Source organism: Luteococcus sediminum (assembly GCF_054783495.1).
The window spans coordinates 21,885-37,160 of sequence record NZ_BAAGQL010000012.1 but is presented as its reverse complement, the minus strand read 5'-3'; the positions used below and the strand labels follow the sequence as shown (position 1 = coordinate 37,160).

Annotated in this window: 11 protein-coding genes; 6 read left to right on the top strand and 5 right to left on the bottom strand. The window is 67.9% G+C overall.

Annotated features, from left to right (window positions below; all coding sequences use genetic code 11):
- Positions 1–19 precede the first annotated feature (19 nt).
- Both pglX and pglW read right to left on the bottom strand, forming a co-directional pair.
- A complete protein-coding gene (gene pglX, locus ACYVKA_RS06555) occupies positions 20–3,529 on the bottom strand; it encodes a BREX-2 system adenine-specific DNA-methyltransferase PglX (RefSeq protein WP_460703987.1) in 3,510 nt (1,169 codons plus the stop codon).
- Positions 3,526–7,752: a BREX system serine/threonine kinase PglW gene (gene pglW / locus ACYVKA_RS06550; RefSeq protein ID WP_460703985.1), complete on the bottom strand. Its 4,227-nt coding sequence runs from the start codon at positions 7,750–7,752 to the stop codon at positions 3,526–3,528. Before pglW ends, pglX begins: the two co-directional genes overlap by 4 nt.
- A 63-nt stretch (positions 7,753–7,815) precedes the next feature.
- On the opposite strand from pglW, the gene ACYVKA_RS06545 reads away from it, so the two are divergent.
- From ACYVKA_RS06545 to ACYVKA_RS06525, 5 genes are all read left to right on the top strand, one after another.
- Positions 7,816–8,607 carry a hypothetical protein gene (locus tag ACYVKA_RS06545; protein ID WP_460703983.1) on the top strand — a complete coding sequence of 264 codons (792 nt, stop codon included), beginning with the start codon at positions 7,816–7,818 and terminating at the stop codon, positions 8,605–8,607.
- A 112-nt stretch (positions 8,608–8,719) separates the two neighbouring features.
- On the top strand, positions 8,720–8,914 hold the full coding sequence (locus ACYVKA_RS06540; protein ID WP_460703981.1) for a recombinase family protein: 195 nt from the start codon (positions 8,720–8,722) through the stop codon (positions 8,912–8,914).
- Positions 8,915–8,957: 43 nt separating this feature from the next.
- Positions 8,958–9,272 (top strand): recombinase family protein, encoded by a 315-nt coding sequence (locus ACYVKA_RS06535; RefSeq protein WP_460704055.1) that lies wholly within the window; start codon positions 8,958–8,960, stop codon positions 9,270–9,272.
- A gap of 115 nt (positions 9,273–9,387) precedes the next feature.
- On the top strand, positions 9,388–10,557 hold the full coding sequence (locus ACYVKA_RS06530) for a hypothetical protein (protein ID WP_460703979.1): 1,170 nt from the start codon (positions 9,388–9,390) through the stop codon (positions 10,555–10,557).
- Between the two features lie 870 nt (positions 10,558–11,427).
- Entirely contained in the window at positions 11,428–12,492 is a 1,065-nt protein-coding gene (locus tag ACYVKA_RS06525) for a tyrosine-type recombinase/integrase (protein WP_460703977.1), read from the top strand.
- Positions 12,493–12,679: 187 nt separating this feature from the next.
- Here the strand turns inward: ACYVKA_RS06525 and ACYVKA_RS06520 are convergent, their stop codons facing one another.
- Entirely contained in the window at positions 12,680–13,147 is a 468-nt protein-coding gene (locus ACYVKA_RS06520; protein WP_460703975.1) for a hypothetical protein, read from the bottom strand.
- A 336-nt stretch (positions 13,148–13,483) separates the two neighbouring features.
- Complete coding sequence (locus tag ACYVKA_RS06515) at positions 13,484–13,714, bottom strand: type II toxin-antitoxin system RelE/ParE family toxin (RefSeq protein WP_460704053.1); 231 nt, start codon at positions 13,712–13,714, stop codon at positions 13,484–13,486.
- On the opposite strand from ACYVKA_RS06515, the gene ACYVKA_RS06510 reads away from it, so the two are divergent.
- On the top strand, positions 13,700–14,134 hold the full coding sequence (locus tag ACYVKA_RS06510) for a hypothetical protein (RefSeq protein ID WP_460704061.1): 435 nt from the start codon (positions 13,700–13,702) through the stop codon (positions 14,132–14,134). The genes ACYVKA_RS06515 and ACYVKA_RS06510 overlap by 15 nt on opposite strands.
- Positions 14,135–14,579: 445 nt before the next feature.
- Here ACYVKA_RS06510 and ACYVKA_RS06505 read toward each other — a convergent pair whose 3' ends face one another.
- Positions 14,580–15,227, bottom strand: coding sequence for a TetR/AcrR family transcriptional regulator (locus tag ACYVKA_RS06505; protein ID WP_460703973.1), 648 nt, complete (start codon positions 15,225–15,227; stop codon positions 14,580–14,582).
- Positions 15,228–15,276 lie beyond the last annotated feature (49 nt).

The following is a 15,276-nucleotide window of genomic DNA, read 5'->3' as shown; positions in this document are numbered from 1 at the left end:
TCCTTGGGCTGGTGATGGGTCAGGCGCGGGGCTTGCGGCCTCGGGTGGTGGGGGCGGGACGCCAGGCGTCCAGCTCGTCGAGGGTCTTGTCGACCTGCTGGCTGCGCTGGCGCAGCTGCTCGCGGGTGAACTCGGCCATGCTCATGCCGTAGGTCGGGTCGTAGTCGGCGTGCCACTGCTCCACCCAGGGTTGCAGTTCGGCCAGCCCGGCGACCAGCGGTACCAGCCGCTCCTCGTCCCAGCCCTCGGCCTGCCGGGTGCCGATGATGATGCCCAGCGCCAGCGCCTGCTCCAGGTGGTTCCAGCCGGCCCGGCCGAGCAGCTCGCTGGTGTCGGTGGACCGCCCGGCATCCGGGTACAGGATGAAGCGCTCCTTGGGCACATCGAGCTTGCCGCGGGCCTGCCACCACTCGGTCTTTCGGAAGTCGCCCGAAGTGTACTTCGGCGGGACCGGGATGGTGCCGACCTCGACGCCGGCATCCTCCTGCCGCTGCAGCTCCCAGGTCTTCTTCCACGCCTCGAACTTCCGCATCCCGGTGTCCTTGAGCCGTAGCGCAGCCAGATAGGGCACCACCTCGGGCACCAGCAGCTTGCGCAGGGACTCGCTGGGCAGCACGCCGGCGCGGCCCTCCCACAGCCGCAGCACCTCCACCAGTTCCGTGTCACGACCCACCAGGTCGGCCAGCTCATTCACCGACCGCGGCGCCGGACGACCCTGCGCGTCGAACCAGTACTCCCGGCTCTCCAGGCGATCCAGCAACCAGTTGCGCAGCGCCTTCTCCTGCTTCTTCTCCCACAGCTCTGACGCCCAGCGCCGCTTGTACTCCGGACGCTCCAACAGGTTGATCGCCTTGTCGGACTCGATCAGGTCGATCCGCCGCTGCACCAGCGCCCGGTACTCCTCCGGCCAGTGGGCCGGGATCTCGGTGACCGGGGTGTGATGGTGATTCCAGTGGGTGAACCACACCGGGGACGCTTCGCCAGCCTCGACTTGGCGTGCCAATACGATCGCGAAAGCTCGCTCGCCTGGTTGCAGGGTCGGCGGCTCACCGTGGTAGTTCAGATCCTCATCGCATAGGCCGTAGGCGCGGTAGCTCCACCAGTCCAGTTCCTCCTGTGCGGCGACCATTTCGCTGCGAAATTGGTCGCCTGCCCGGTGAGCAGCATCCAAGGCGCCAGCGGTGGGCGCTTCGAGGACGACAGCATCCGGCTGCTGACTGGCCCATCGTTTGGCCAAGCGGTCAAGCGAACGACCCCGCTCCAAGGGCAACTCTGAGGGCAAGGGCAGATCCTTGAGAGTCGTTCCGGTGAACTCCCAGTTGTTCGACCACGGTTCGTCGATCATGCCGCCGCCCATGGCGGCCGCGGTCTTCTTGTGGCTGTTCTGCTTGAGCCAGAAGCAGGCCGTCGACGAGTTGAGCACCCCCAGCAGCGCAAGGTGCTCGTCCTCGGTGGCGTCCGCCGGCAACTTGATCACCGGCGCGGACTGCTTGAACACCTTCCCGCCCCGGTCCAGCACGAAGTGGTTGTGCGTCGCCACGAAGGCGAAGGTGATCGAATACCTCGCCCGGAAGCGCTTCGGGAAGAACATTGAGTGGTCCTGCCACCTCAGTCCACGCTCTTCCTTGGTGCGCCCGAAGTCGAGCTGCATCCGGAGAACCTGCCGGTTGCGCCAATACATCTGTCCGGCGTGCTGCCCAATGCTTCGGGGCTGACCGTCCTCGTCGTATGGGAAGAGGGTGACGTGCTCAGGATCCAGTGCGAAGTCGCGGACCTCTTCACCCAGAACGACGGGCACTACCTCGTCCTTGAGACCATGAAGCGATGGCCACGTTGCGGGAAGAAAGTATGCGTCGTCCGCACCTGTGTGGGTTGTCCTGCCGATCTCGTCGACTGTGGAGGCAAGCCGCTCTGGAGACTCATCGAGTTTCCTCGTGACACTGCTTGCCGCGCCGCCAGTGAGGCTCCAGGGGTGTGTCGCCAGAACTTTTCGATCGAGGTCGTCAACGGTCACAAATTCACCGTCGTGGCCGGGACCTGCCAGGTGCTCCACGATCTCCCGCCAAACACGGCCCTGAGACGGGTCTGCGGGTTGTCCGGGCTCGCCCCGCACACCCAAGACAGTCCGCACCGCGGATGACGTGGGCAACTCATGGCGCCCAACGATGATGACCGTCGGTGTCCCGTGGCCAGGGATGTAGGCACCCGAGGTATCGACCACCAGCCGCAGATCCTTCTGCGCCAGGAATTCCTCGATGAGTTTCGATCCGAATTCTCGCTTCATGAAGGAGTTCGAGGTGATTTGGCCCACCCAGCCGGCCGGTCCGCCACGGGGCTTGGCCAGTTGGAAGAAGCGCTCCATGAAGGGCACCGTCAATGCGTAGGTGCCCTTGCAGGTCTTGTAGATCGACCGGTAGAGCTGGTTGAGCGCTTTGTCCTTGACGGTGATGTAGGGCGGATTGCCCACCACCACGTCGTACTGGCGCGGCTGCAGGATCCGGGCCAGCGCGGCGGTGTCCTCGGTCTCGAAGGAGAACAGGTTCTCGTCCTCCACCAGGGTGTCCTGGGTGTAGCTCAGCAGACTGTCGCCAGCGGCCAGGTTCAGATCCAGCTCGGGGGCGTCCTCCAGCGAGATGCGGCCCATCGCCTGCAGCGCCGCCACCGTGAGCCGGAAGCGGGCGATGGCCACGGCGAAGCCATTGATGTCCACGCCATGGACCGACGCCAGCGCACGGCGCACCACCTCGTCGTCCGGCAGGTCGGGCTCCTGCTCGCGCCACAGCGCGACGAAGCGATCGAAGGCGCCGAGCAGGAAGTGACCGGAACCGCAGGTGGGGTCGATCAGCGTGAAGCCCTCCAGCGGGCGCTCGGCCAGCGCTGGGGTGAGGGTCTGGTCGAGGATGAACTCCTCCACGAAGACCGGGGTCTGAAGCAGCGCGAAGGTCTTCTTCGCGTACTCCGACAGGTCCTGGTACAGGTCACCGAGGAATCGCGTCGACAGGCTCTCATCACGTAGATCGTGCACCAGCTCACCATCGCTGGTGCGGCGGCGCCAGAACTGCAACACCTCGCCGGCCATGTCACCCGACGGCGCGATCAGGTTCAGCGCGGCCGGCGGGGCCACCAGCCCCTTGGTCGCGGGCAGCGCGGTGAGGTGCTTGATGCCCTGCAGGATCCACTCGCGGTAGGTCAGCGTCGGGAACTCGCGGAAGAAGGCGTTCTCCGCATCCAGGGCCTCCTGCCGTCGCTCCGGCGGGCCGGCGACCCACACCGGCGAGAGCAGTGCGTTGTCCTCGCAGAACCGGATGAAGACGGTGGTCAGCACCCAGCTCACGGCGGCCTGGGTCAGTCGGTCGTCGCGGAAGGTCTCCCACGCCGCAGCGGAGCGCTCGGCCTTGTTCGCCTCACGATGCTCGTCCTGCCACTGCTTCGTCAGGTTCGCGTCCTCCGCCAGCCGCCGGCGCAGATCATCCTCGACGCGCAACACCAGCGCCTTGAGATCGGTGGTGAGCTGCGAGGTGGCGGTCATGCGGTCGCTCCTGAGGCGTCGGGTGCGGGGGTCTGGGAGAGCAGGCGGTTCCACTGGATGTCGAGCCACGTGGGGTCGATCGGGACGAACTGGTTCGGGGAGCCCTGCACCGGGTGTCCGTCGAGCACCGGGCCCCGGTTCGACTGGGTCTGCGGCAGCACCAGCCATATGGCCTGCGGCCGAGTGGCGGCCAGGTCGTTCCAGTGGGTGAGCACGTCCAGGTGGCCGTAGCGGGCCAGCAGCGAGCCCTCGGCGAGCACCACCGGGGTGTTGCCCGGCAGGCCGGCGATGGTCTCGTCGAGCTGCTGGCGCACAGCCTCGGCCACCCGACCCATCAATGCTTGTACGCCGCGTCTGTCGCGGCTGCCCGGCTCGGCGGCGTCGGAGGCGAGGATCAGCTGCCACGGGATGGGGCGAGCACCGGCGGAGGCCACCTGCTTCAGCTGGGGCAGGGTGAGTGCGGCCAGGTCGATGACGTGGGCCTCGAAGTCGTGGGCCAGCACCCGGTGCAGCCGGTCCTGCTGCTGCGCGGCGACGCCCAGCGCCAGGAAGGAGCGGCTGCGGCGCGAGTCCAGCAGTCGTTGCCCGGTGACGCCGGAGACGGAGACGGGTGCCAGGTCTTCTGAGATGCGGGTGGCGTGGCGGGAGGCCAGGCCGGTGGCGCGGTCGGTGAGCTGGCGGGAGATGAAGCGCTTCGCGCCCTCGTTCCACTCAAGATCCAGCTGGGCCTCGCGCAGAAGCTGGTCCAGTCGGGGACGTTCCGGCAGCTGCTCCAGGGCCGGGAAGCGGTTGGCCACCCGGGAGGTGATGTCGGGCGTGGTGAGCGTGCTGCTCGGGGCCAAGGTGCCCAGGGTGAGCTGCAGTGCGCGGGCTGGGTGCAGGCGTCGGTGGTGCAATTCACCGATCGCTGAGGCTGCCGTGATGGTGGAGAGCCCGGCCGCCAGCTGGGCCAGCCGTGGTGTTGCCAGCAGGGCCTCGGGCAGCTCGCCCTTGGGCAGTGCCTGGCGCAGCTGCTCCTGGGCACGCTCGGCGGGCACCACCACGGTCTCCATCGCGCCCTGGTCGGGGGTGTTCTTGACGATGCCATCGGCGATCTGGCCGAGGTGGTCGACCGCGTCGAGCAGGGCGCTGTCAGAGCCCACCAGAGTCATGGTGCGGCCACGGCGACGCCAGACCAGCGCCGAGCTGTCCTCGTCGGCGCGCTGAAGGTTGCGCTGCCGATCGCTCGCGATGCGCACCAGGCCGCGGGCCCGGACGAACTCGTCCTCATTGTCCTTCAGGCCACCCGGGACGGCCGCGAGGACGGCGCGGGTCAGCTCGTCGACGGTCGCGACACCGCCCAGCGCCTCCACCTGGCTGCGCATCAGCTGGTCCAGCTGGCGCAGCACCTCCAGCGACTCCGGCTTCTTGGCCCAGCGCTCCTGTAGTTCAGCGATCAGCTGGGTGGTGCGGGCCAGTGTCGGTGGCTTGGGAGCCGACGCGGTGATCTCGGCCTGGGTGGCGAAGGGGTCCACCTGCGAGTTGTCACCCAGCAGGCAGTGCACGACGTGGCTGCGCAGCTGGGACGGCTTGGCGACAGCCACCCGCAGCAACGCCTCGTACATCTCGTCCAGTGGCGGCAGCGTCGCCTCGGCCTGCAGGTCGAGCGTCTTGGGGTCCCCGAACCGGGCGATCCACTGCTTGACGCGCGCGCGGACCTGCTTGCGGGTGTTGTCCGAGGTGCCGATCCGCATCAGTGCCACCGGGTCCACCGCCAGCAGGTCACCGACCGTGCCCACGCCAAACTGCTCAACGGCCGACAGCATGCGCGGGCCGAACCCAGCCTGGTTGAGCGGCGTGGTCAGCTCGGCGCGGGCCGCCAGCTCGTCGTCATCGTCGGGAGCGACGGTGACCGTCTGGATGAAGGTCTGGTGCCACTGGGCGCGCATCACCGAGGCGCTGGCGAAGCGCTGGGCGGCATCGCGCGACAGGGCGCGGGCGAAGAAGCCCAGCAGGTGTTGCGCCACGGCCGGGTCGAACATGCCGGCAGAGAGCGTGATGTCAGCCGCCAACGCGCGGGGATGGGCCGAGGGATCGTCGCCGTAGACGGGGGTGGTGCCGGTGGCCATCTCGAAGAGCACCACCGAGGCGGCATACAGGTCGGCCGCGGCGTCGTAGACCGGGCGGTCATCGCCCAGGAAGGGGTCCAGATAAGGGGCGGTGCCGGCCGCGATGGCGCGCGGTGACACCGAGGACAGCGAGAAGTCGAAGAGCACCAGGTGGCGGGCCCGCTTGGACTGGATGCCCAGGTTGGCGGGCTTGATGTCGCGGTGGTGCAGGCCCAGCTTCTCCAGGTCCTCCACCGCGGCCAGCAGGTCGTCGCCCCAGCGGTCCAGCATGTCCAGTGACAGGCGAGGACGCAGCGCCAGCTCCTCGGCCAAGGTCTGGGAACCGGCGTCGCTCAGCAGCAGGGCGTCGCGGCCGCCGACGCGCAGCGGCCCTTCCTCCAGCCGCACGATGTGCGAGGAACGGATGCCGCGCAGGATGTCGGCCTCGGCCTGCAGGCGGCGCGCAGCGTCGTCGTTGAGGGCCGTCTTGAGCACCCTGTCTTCCTTGGTGCGGGACAGGTTGTCCTGCACCAACAGCCCGACCGCCGTGGAGCCGGCGCCCAGCCGGCGGACCAGGGTGAAACGCTGGTCAAGTGACTCCCCCGGGCGCGCCTCCAGCGGATCGGTGGCGTGGTTCGTGTCGGGATTGAGCGTGACGCGCTGGGCGGCGGCCAGCAGCTCCAGGAAGTCGCCGACGTCGCTGGTGCGCTGCGACGGGACGCCCTGGGTGGCGGCCAGCACCAGGTTGCGCAGCTCGGTGGAGGCGGCGGGCAGGTCGACGCTGATGTCGAGGCCGGACTGGTCGCGCAGCCGCGCCAGCAGGGCATTGCGGTCATTGGCCGGCAGGTGGCCGGTGAGCACGAAGTAGGCGGTGGCGCCCAGCCCGAACATGTCCAGCCGGATCCGGTTGGCCGTGGTCGACCAGACGCCCTCGGGGGCCTGGAAGACGGCCTCCTGGTCCTCCTCCTCGTCGATGCCCTGGGCGTGGAGCACGGTGACACCACGGGTGGCGGTGGCGAGGTCACCGGCCGAACCGACGCTGCGCCACTCCCCCACCAGCACCTTCACGCCACCGTCGGGGCGCTCGCGCACCCACAGCGCGTAGGGGCTCAGCCCGCGGTGCACCACCTTGTTGCGGTGGGCGTACTGCAGCGCCTCGGCGACCTGCCGGATCACGCTCAAGCGGGTGTCCAGCGAGATGGTCTGGCCGCGGCGGGCCAGCCACAGGTCCAGTCGTTCGGCCTTGTCGTCGAAGGGGAAGACCAGGCCGTGGCCCAGTTCCTCGTGCACGACGAGTTCCTTGGGCCGCAGCAGGCCGTCGTGGGACAGGCCCTGCATCACCTTGTACTCGTGGTCGACGACCTTGTTGATGTCGGCGATGTGCTGGGCGGAGTCGTTGTCGTGCAGGATCGGGAAGCGGATCCGCGCGCGCTCCTCGGTGACGGCAATGTGATTGGCCAGCCAGTCCTGGTGGGTCTCGGTGGGCTCCAGCCGCTCGAAGAGGTTCCAGCTGCCGACGGTGAGTTCCCGGCGCTCCACCAGGCCCATGCGGGCGAGCAGGTGGCCGACGATGTCGTCCGGCAGCTGCGGCTTGCCCTGCGACTCCTCCAACAGCCGATCCGAGATCGGGGCCAGGTGCGTCTGGTACTCGTGATCGTCCAGCCCGAAGATGCCGATGCCGGCACTGCCCACCAGGGCACTGCGGATCATCGGGTGGTGGATGAAGACCGACTCCTGCACCCACGGCGTGAGCCGGGCATAGGTGCCGGGCTGGACCCCCAGCTCACGCTCCAACGCGACGAGCTGCTCCTTCATCTTCGACGCGAACCGCTGCGCCTTGCGGCGGGCCAGCAGCAGCGGTGACTTCTCCGCCGGATGGCCGCTGCGGAACCAGTCGGCGTCAGTGCCCTGCAGCAGCCCCGAGTAGTACTTCAGCTCCACCAGGTGCAGCCGGCGCCGCCCCAGCACCAGCGCATCCACCTCGTGCCAGTGCCCGTGGCCGTCCTTGAACTCGAAGTTCGTCCAGGCCCGGAAGGGCGGCTCGTCGGGCAGCAGCTGCCGCAGGATCTGGAGGCCCTCCTGCTCGTGCGCATGGTTCGACGGGGTGACCTCCACCCATCGACCATTCGACAGCACATCGCCTCCATTGCCTTGCCCGGTACGCAAGCACTCTAGCGGGGGATTCCTGCATAGCTCTGCATGCAGGGCATCAACAGTCAACAAGCAGATGTGCCACGTGGCCGTGCAGGGCCGCACGTGCGCATCGGCGCGTTGGGTGCAGCCAGGCCGCTCGCACATGTGAGGATCTTCTACATGAAGTTGGATCCGAACGAGCTCCTTCGTGACCTCGGTGACCCGGCCACGTGGCGCCTGCCCATCGAGTTTCGAGACTCGTTGGCGCTCTGTGCCTTGAACAGCGCCTACTCGACCCGAGGCAGCAGCTCAGCAGCGAGGCGGGTGCTCGACCGTTACCGAGCCCTGCGACCAACCGCAGCCACAGACTCCTCCGTCGATCTGCTCGCTGCCATGGACGCATCCGGTGGCCCAGCTCGCTTCGCCACGGATGAGTTGGCCAACCACAGCAAGTTGCCAGGAACCAGCCGGCTCCGCACCGAGGGCATCTATGAGGCGCTGACCCGATTGGCCGAGCTTGAGGTGCCGGTCACGGACACCGCGGCGCTGCGTCAGGGCTGGCAGGACGCGACGGTGCGGTGCGCTTGGGTCGGGGTTCTCGGCCTTGGGCCGCTCTCGTGGTCGTACCTGCTCATGAACGCCGGCGTCGACGACATGGTCAAGCCTGACGTCAAGGTCGCCCGGTACCTGGCCCGAAAGCTGGGCCATTCGGACGAGTTCGCCCAGGCGGATGCCAAGACCCTGCTGTTCGAGGCGGCCGCTGCACTGAACGTCACTCCCCGCGCCCTCGACAGGGCCATCTGGGACTTCGAGACGCCCAACGATCGACAGGGACGTTCGGGAGCCACGTCGAGCTGAAGATCGTCCCAGCAACGACCGATATAGAGCACATCGAGGCCCACGCCTGCAAGACTGTCTCTAAAGCGTCCCGAAACCATCGGGACTTGGGACACCGCTATAGGGACACCTCATGGCACGCGTCGCATACATCCGCACCAACACCGACCACCAGGACATCGTCATGCAACGGCACGTCCTGGCCACCACCGGGACCTTCGATCGTGAGTTCATCGACGCCGGCGTCTCCGGTCGCAAGGCCAGTCGGCCCGCCCTCGACGAGATGTGCGGCTGGGTCCGCGACGGCGACAAGGTGGGTCGTGTATAGCCTCAGCCGACTGGGCCGCTCCACCATCGATCTCTTGACGCTCATGCAGGACCTCGACGGGCGCGGCGTCAAGGTCACCAGCCTGTCCGAGCAGCTGGACACCAGCACCCCCGCCGGGCGCCTAGTCCTGACCGTCCTGGCCGCCGTCGGCGACATGGAGGTCGCCCAGACCAGGGAGCGCACCATGGCCGGCCTAGCCGCGGCTAGGGCCCAGGGACGCGTGGGCGGGCGCCCAGGGGTACCGGGCACCAAGGTCGAGGAGCTGCGCAGGCTCGTCGCCGAGGGATCCACCATCACAGCGGCGGCCAAGCAGGTCGGCGTCGGACGCAGCACTGCATACCGGCTCTTAGCCGGATAGCGCCCGATCCACGGGTGAAGTCGCTCAACCGGGACATGCCGCCACGCACCAGCCCCAGGACGCCCCGGTAGGTCAGACTGTCGTCATGGCGCTACCCGAAATCAACCAGCAGGCCGTGCAGGCCGCAATGACCGAGTTTGACCAGCTCGGCCGCGAGTCGTTCCTCGACAAGTACGGCTTCGGCCCCGCCCGCGAATACTTCATCACCGAGAATGGCCGCCGGTACGACTCCAAGGCCATCGTGGGCGCCGCGGCTGCCCAGATGCCCGGAGGTACCGCCTGGGGCCCGGGCCAGTTTTCGGGCGGCGCCGCCACGGTCGTCAAACTCCTGGTCGGGTTCGGATTCCGCGTGACTCGCGACCCCAACCGGAGACCCACACCGGACCCCGCCTGGAACCTCAACGTCGGAGACACCATCAGTCGCGTCCAGCTGCACCTAGACTACGGCGTCAACCCACAGAGCGGCATCACGGCCAGCTCCAAGACCCCGAACGTCCTTGTGTTCAGCGCAGCCTCCTCAGGTCATCAACACGGCTACTTCGACCAGTGGGAGGGCGAGCACTTCTACTACGCAGGGGAGGGCCAGAAGGGCGATCAGCAGTTCAGCGGCGGCAACAAGCGGATCCTGCAACACGTCGATGACGGAAACACGCTCCGGGTCTTCAACGGCGCGGGCGGCGAAGTCACCTACGCCGGGGAGTTCGAACTAGCTGACGAACAGCCATGGATCTACCGCCAGGCTCCCGAGACCGGCGGCGGTCCACTACGCCGAGTCATCGTGTTCCGCCTTGCGCCTGTCCTCAGCGACCGCCAAGCGGCCAACGGCGCCGGCGACATCGGTCGGACCTTCTCCCGACGGAACGAAGAGGTATCCCCCGCAGCCGCCGACCCAGCAGCCCCCGACCGCGACGCCGTCGAGCGTGGACTCCGAAGCCACCGCAGCCTCGAGAACCTGCTCGCCGACGCCATCACCGAGCGCGACCTCGAAGCCGTGGAGCCGGAGGTCCAGGATCCCCCCTTCGACGTCGCATGGAAGGCGACTGACGGCACCATCAACGTCGTGGAAGTCAAGAGCACCACGGTCGCCAACCAGACCGCCCAGCTCCGCCGTGGCCTGGGGCAGGTCCTGGACTACGACCACACCCTGCGCCAGCGGGGCCACAGCCAGATTCAGCCGATCCTGTTCATAGAAGCTGAGCCCGCCGGGGACCACTGGCAGACCTTGTGTGCTCGCCACGGGGTCAAGCTCGCGTGGCCTGCGACCCTGGCCCAGCTGTTCGGATGAACGCGCCTCACGTACGTGCGGCCAAGATGTAACACGTACGCCATTCGGCGAAGCCGCCGAATCGCTCAAGTCGGGCCCATGATGTGATGGATAGGGCCGGAAGGCGGCTCAACGCATGGCGGGCGCGCCCAGATCGACTCGAGGCATGCCCCCACCCTTAAACCTCCACGTACAAGGCATAGCGGCAGACCACACGCACGACCAGTGCCTCATGCGGCAGGCAGTGGCCCAGCCTGTACCTAACACCTTGGGCCGATGTGGCGGCTCAACGCGCCACCCTGGACAACCACATCAGCTACCCTTTCGACCCGGCATCGGCGTCGCGCGGTCCAACAGGGGGCTGCAGCGACTAGCGCCCCGCCCCGGACGGCGAACCAGGCTAAGGCCAGACATCATCCGCGCCCTCATGGAGCGTCGCGTGCAGCTGCCGGGCCCACCCGTGCAGCGTGCGTCTACGCCTCGCCCCGGCAACTTGCACGGTTGTTGCACGAAGAAGGGCCTTGCCGGAGCGATTCCCGCTCTGACAAGGCCCTCGGCCTGTCGGGCTGACAGGATTTGAAGAAGACTTCGGACGCCGGACGAAGTGGGTCGGTGACTAGGCGTTTCCCCACGTTCCCCCAAGCCAGCGTCTCCTTGACGCGCCCGTGTTCCCCCTCCGGTTGAGTGGACACGAGTGGACTCTTCGTGACTTGCGTTAGGGCACGGATAGGGCACGACGGCAAGGACTGGACCATGACATCGAAGGCACGAGGCTCCGAGGAGACCAAGCAACGAGGCAAGCGGGGAAGCTGGGGCGGAATTCGGAAGCTGCCTAGCGGGCGTTACCAAGCGCGATACGTGGGCCCCGATCTGGTTCGACGCACTGCACCCATGACCTTCTCCACGAAGGGTGATGCGCAAGCCTGGCTCGCAACCCAGAGCGCTGCGGTCACCGAGCACCGATGGAGGCCGGATCCCGTGGAGGTGACCCAGGAAACCCTGGCCACGTACGCCCCCCAGTGGCTGGCCATACGCGATCTCAAGCCACGCACCCGTTCCGAGTACCGCCGCAACATGAAGTCCTTCACCGAGCATCCGATCGGTACGGTCCCCTTGCCTAGCATCACCCGGCGGAGCGTGCGCGAGTGGTACGCCAGCCTCGACCCGTCCAAGCCGACCGCCCGCGCCCACCGGTACGCGCTGCTCTCCACGATTCTCACCACGGCCGTCGAGGACGAACTCATCTCGGTGAACCCCGCACGCCTGAGGGGAGCCGGCCGTGCGAAGTCCACTGTCGCGATTCGGCCCGCGACCGTTGATGAGCTGCAACGGATTGCCGACGCCATGCCGGAGCGGTACCGGGCCATGGTCCACGTGGCGGCTTGGTGTGCCCTGCGGTTCGGCGAACTGACAGAACTCCGCCGCGAGGATGTCGACCTCGTCCAGGGCGTGATCCGAGTCCGCCGCGGGGTCGGGTGGGTCAAGGATGGCACCGGCATTGCCGTGCCGGTGGTCGGGACCCCGAAGTCGGCTGCGGGGATTCGCGACGTCACCATCCCTCCGCACATCAGTCCCATCCTCCACGAGCACCTGACGCTGCACACTGGCGCTGGGCGTCGCGCCTTGGTCTTTCCCAACAGTCAAGGCGAGCACATGCACCATGGGTCCCTCTACAAGGTCTTCAAACCGGCACGGGCCGCCGCCGGACGCCCTGACCTGCGTTGGCATGACCTGCGTCACACTGGGGCGACCCTCGCGGCGCAGGCAGGCGCCACGACCAGGGAACTGATGGACAGGCTTGGTCACACCACAGCGGGTGTCGCCATGCGCTATCAGCACGTCGCTGATGGTCGATCCGCCGAGATTGCGCAACGCCTGTCCCAGCTGGCCCTGGGGCACCAGCCCTCGCGCGGTGACCGCTCACAGCCCGTCAGAGACGAGCCAACCGAATCTTGAGCGCATCGGAAGCGCATCCAGGACAATCAAGTATCTGCTACTGGTGCCGCGCTGCCTGAGGTAGCGGGGCGTAGCATCACGGTTCCCTCACTCATCTGACCGCAAGGACTTCGCACATGTCGACACCACTGGCCCTCCGAGCCTGGGTCGACGAATCCGGCTCTGACCATGCCCGAGACCCCGGGACCTACATTCTCGCGGCCGCTGTCGTGTCCACCATCGAAGAGGACGCGGTCCGCACGATGATGTCGTCGCTTCGCATGTCCCAACGCAAGGTCCACTGGCGCGACGAAGGCACCCGCCGACGGCAGGCCATCATCGAAGCCATCGCCGACACCTGCATAGAACACATCGTCGTCGTTCGCCAGAGAATCCCCGCCGAACGGCGCACCGAGCGCGCCCGACGAAAATGTCTGGAACGCTCGATCACCGAACTCGAAGCGCGCGGCATCCACGAGCTGGTCCTGGAATCCCGGGGCCCATCCGATGACCAACGCGACATCGACATGCTCAACGCGGCGTACGTGAAGCCGAGGTCCGCGAGCGAGAACGCGGCGGACAGGCTGCGATGCCGGGCGATGACGTCCGCGACGACCTCGTCGCGGATGGATGCGGCCTCCGCGTCGGTGTTCGGCAGGTTCTGCGAGACCAGCATGCGGCCGAGGTGCCGGCGCAGCACAGCGCGAGCTCGGATTCGCGCCGTGCGACGAGCTCGGGGCGCTTGTCGCGCAGCTGCGCAGGTCCGGGCTTCCCCGCACCCTGCTGCACCGTGATCGCCGCGGTCTGGAGGCCGAGGTCCTTCCCGCCTTCCATCGCCAGCGCCAGGCCGTTGATGTCGAGGGTGGGCACCCGGCCGTCGGGGGTGGCGAGGATGAACTCGTGTGTGTCCTCGAACCGCTCCAGAACGGCGGCGAGCTCGACGAGGGACCAACCGATGCTCAGGCTCTCACCTCTGGGTTCGGCGCGCGGCAGCTGAGAGGCGGAGTGCACCTCAATGGTAATCCTCGATGATCACATTCTCCGGGCCCGCGTCGGTCCGCACGAAGCAGATGCGCCATTGGTCGTTGACCCGGATGCTGTGTTGGCCTTTCCGGTCACCCGTCAACGCCTCGAGCCGGTTTCCCGGGGGAACCCGAAGTGAGTTGAGCGAGGTCGCAGCATCCAGTTGGCGCAGTCTCCTGTTTGCCGCCTTGTAAAATGCGGGAGCATGTGCGCCACCAATCTGTGGGCGATCAACGCCGCAGCCTTCACTTCGGAGTTCCAGCGATTCACTGAGGACAGGCTGGGCATGCCGCCGGTGCAGACCACCATGCGCATAGCCTCCCGTCGAGTCCGAGGCTCGTCCGTGGTGTACACTCTGACCAGCCGGATGTGTGACTGCGACAGTCTCATCGGGCGTCGCAACGACGCGCCGGTCCACGGTGAGATCGAAGCCGACGCGTGGCTCGGGTGGTTGCGTGAAATGCCGGACCACGTCGCGAACGTATCGCGTGTCGCTGTGCTCCGAGCCTGGAGCCCCGGGGACGACGATGTGGTGCCCTCCCGAGCTCGAGGCATCGGCATCGGAGAACTCAGCGAGAGCGTGCTGCGCGACGTCCGCGACGACACTCTGCTGACGATCGACTACCCGCGGGTGGCCTGAACGCGCTCCGCTTCGTCCGCGCCGGCAGTACCAAACTGCCCGGAGCTCCCGCTACACGTTGAAGCGGAACTCCACCACGTTCCGTAGCCGAATAACCTTTGACGTCCATTGGCTCCATGAGTGCTGAGCCTCGGCGGGCCGCCGTCTACCTGCGGATCTCTCAGGATCGCGAGAACTGTCGCCTGGGTGTGGACCGCCACAGGGAGGACACCGAGGCGCTCATCAAGGCTAGAGGATGGACTCCAGCAGGGGTCTACGAGGACAACGACATCTCCGGCAGTGGAGTTCTCCGATGGCGCCATCGCCCCCGCCCTGCTGGGCGAGGACCTGACCGTGGGGCCCTACTCGACCGTGGCGGGCACGCGCCTGCCGGCCGCGCGGTGGGCAATCGCGGCGGCGCCGGCCGGTGCCAGCGGCGGCCCGAACGGCCCGGACGGCTTCCGGTTCACCGGGCGGCGCCCGCCCCCGCCACCACGAGGTCGATGAGCCGGCGGAGCACCAGATCGACGTCCTCGCCGTCGATGCGCCCCTGCCGGGAGCGGTTGAGCTCGGCGAGCACCCCGGTGACGATGAGCCGGGCGCCGGTTGCCGCAGCCGCGCCGGGGGCGCCGGCCCGGTCGTGGCGCAGGCGCGCGGCGATCTGCTCCTCGAGCCCCTCGACGCGGCCGAGGACCCGCTGGCGGTGCGGCATATCCGCACCGAAGAGGATCTCGCGGGCGACCCACGTCGTGGACTCGGGCCAGCGGCGCATCGCGGCGACGAACGGCGAGATAAGGGCCGCGATCTGGGCCGCGGGCTCCCCCGCCGCCGGCGCGGAGCGCGGCGGGGCCGTGTTCGCCTGCTCGTGGGCGCCCCAGAGCGCCTCGGCGACCATCATGAGCAGCTCCGCCTTCGTGGCCGCGTACTGGAAGACGGTCCCCTGCGCCACATCCGCGACGCGCGCGACCTCGCTCATCGAGGTCCGCTCGAACCCGCGCTCCTCGAACAGCGCGCGCGCCGCGGCGAGGATGCGGGCGCGCTTGTCCGCCTTCGCCCGCTCGCGCCTGCCCGGCGCCGCCGCTTGCCCGTGCCGCACGGCATCTTGAGTCCTCATACCGCGATTGTAGTCGACTCATTATTGAGTACACTCAATTACGAGGCCG

Excerpts from the sequence above, each read along its gene's own strand:
- ACYVKA_RS06520 (WP_460703975.1), bottom strand. The coding sequence starts at position 13,147 with ATGCTGGTCTCGCAGAACCTGCCGAACACCGACGCGGAGGCCGCATCC.
- ACYVKA_RS06540 (WP_460703981.1), top strand. The coding sequence starts at position 8,720 with ATGGCACGCGTCGCATACATCCGCACCAACACCGACCACCAGGACATC.
- pglX (WP_460703987.1), bottom strand. The coding sequence starts at position 3,529 with ATGACCGCCACCTCGCAGCTCACCACCGATCTCAAGGCGCTGGTGTTG.
- ACYVKA_RS06510 (WP_460704061.1), top strand. The coding sequence starts at position 13,700 with ATGTGCGCCACCAATCTGTGGGCGATCAACGCCGCAGCCTTCACTTCG.
- ACYVKA_RS06535 (WP_460704055.1), top strand. The coding sequence starts at position 8,958 with ATGCAGGACCTCGACGGGCGCGGCGTCAAGGTCACCAGCCTGTCCGAG.
- ACYVKA_RS06525 (WP_460703977.1), top strand. The coding sequence starts at position 11,428 with ATGACCTTCTCCACGAAGGGTGATGCGCAAGCCTGGCTCGCAACCCAG.
- ACYVKA_RS06545 (WP_460703983.1), top strand. The coding sequence starts at position 7,816 with ATGCAGGGCATCAACAGTCAACAAGCAGATGTGCCACGTGGCCGTGCA.
- ACYVKA_RS06505 (WP_460703973.1), bottom strand. The coding sequence starts at position 15,227 with ATGAGGACTCAAGATGCCGTGCGGCACGGGCAAGCGGCGGCGCCGGGC.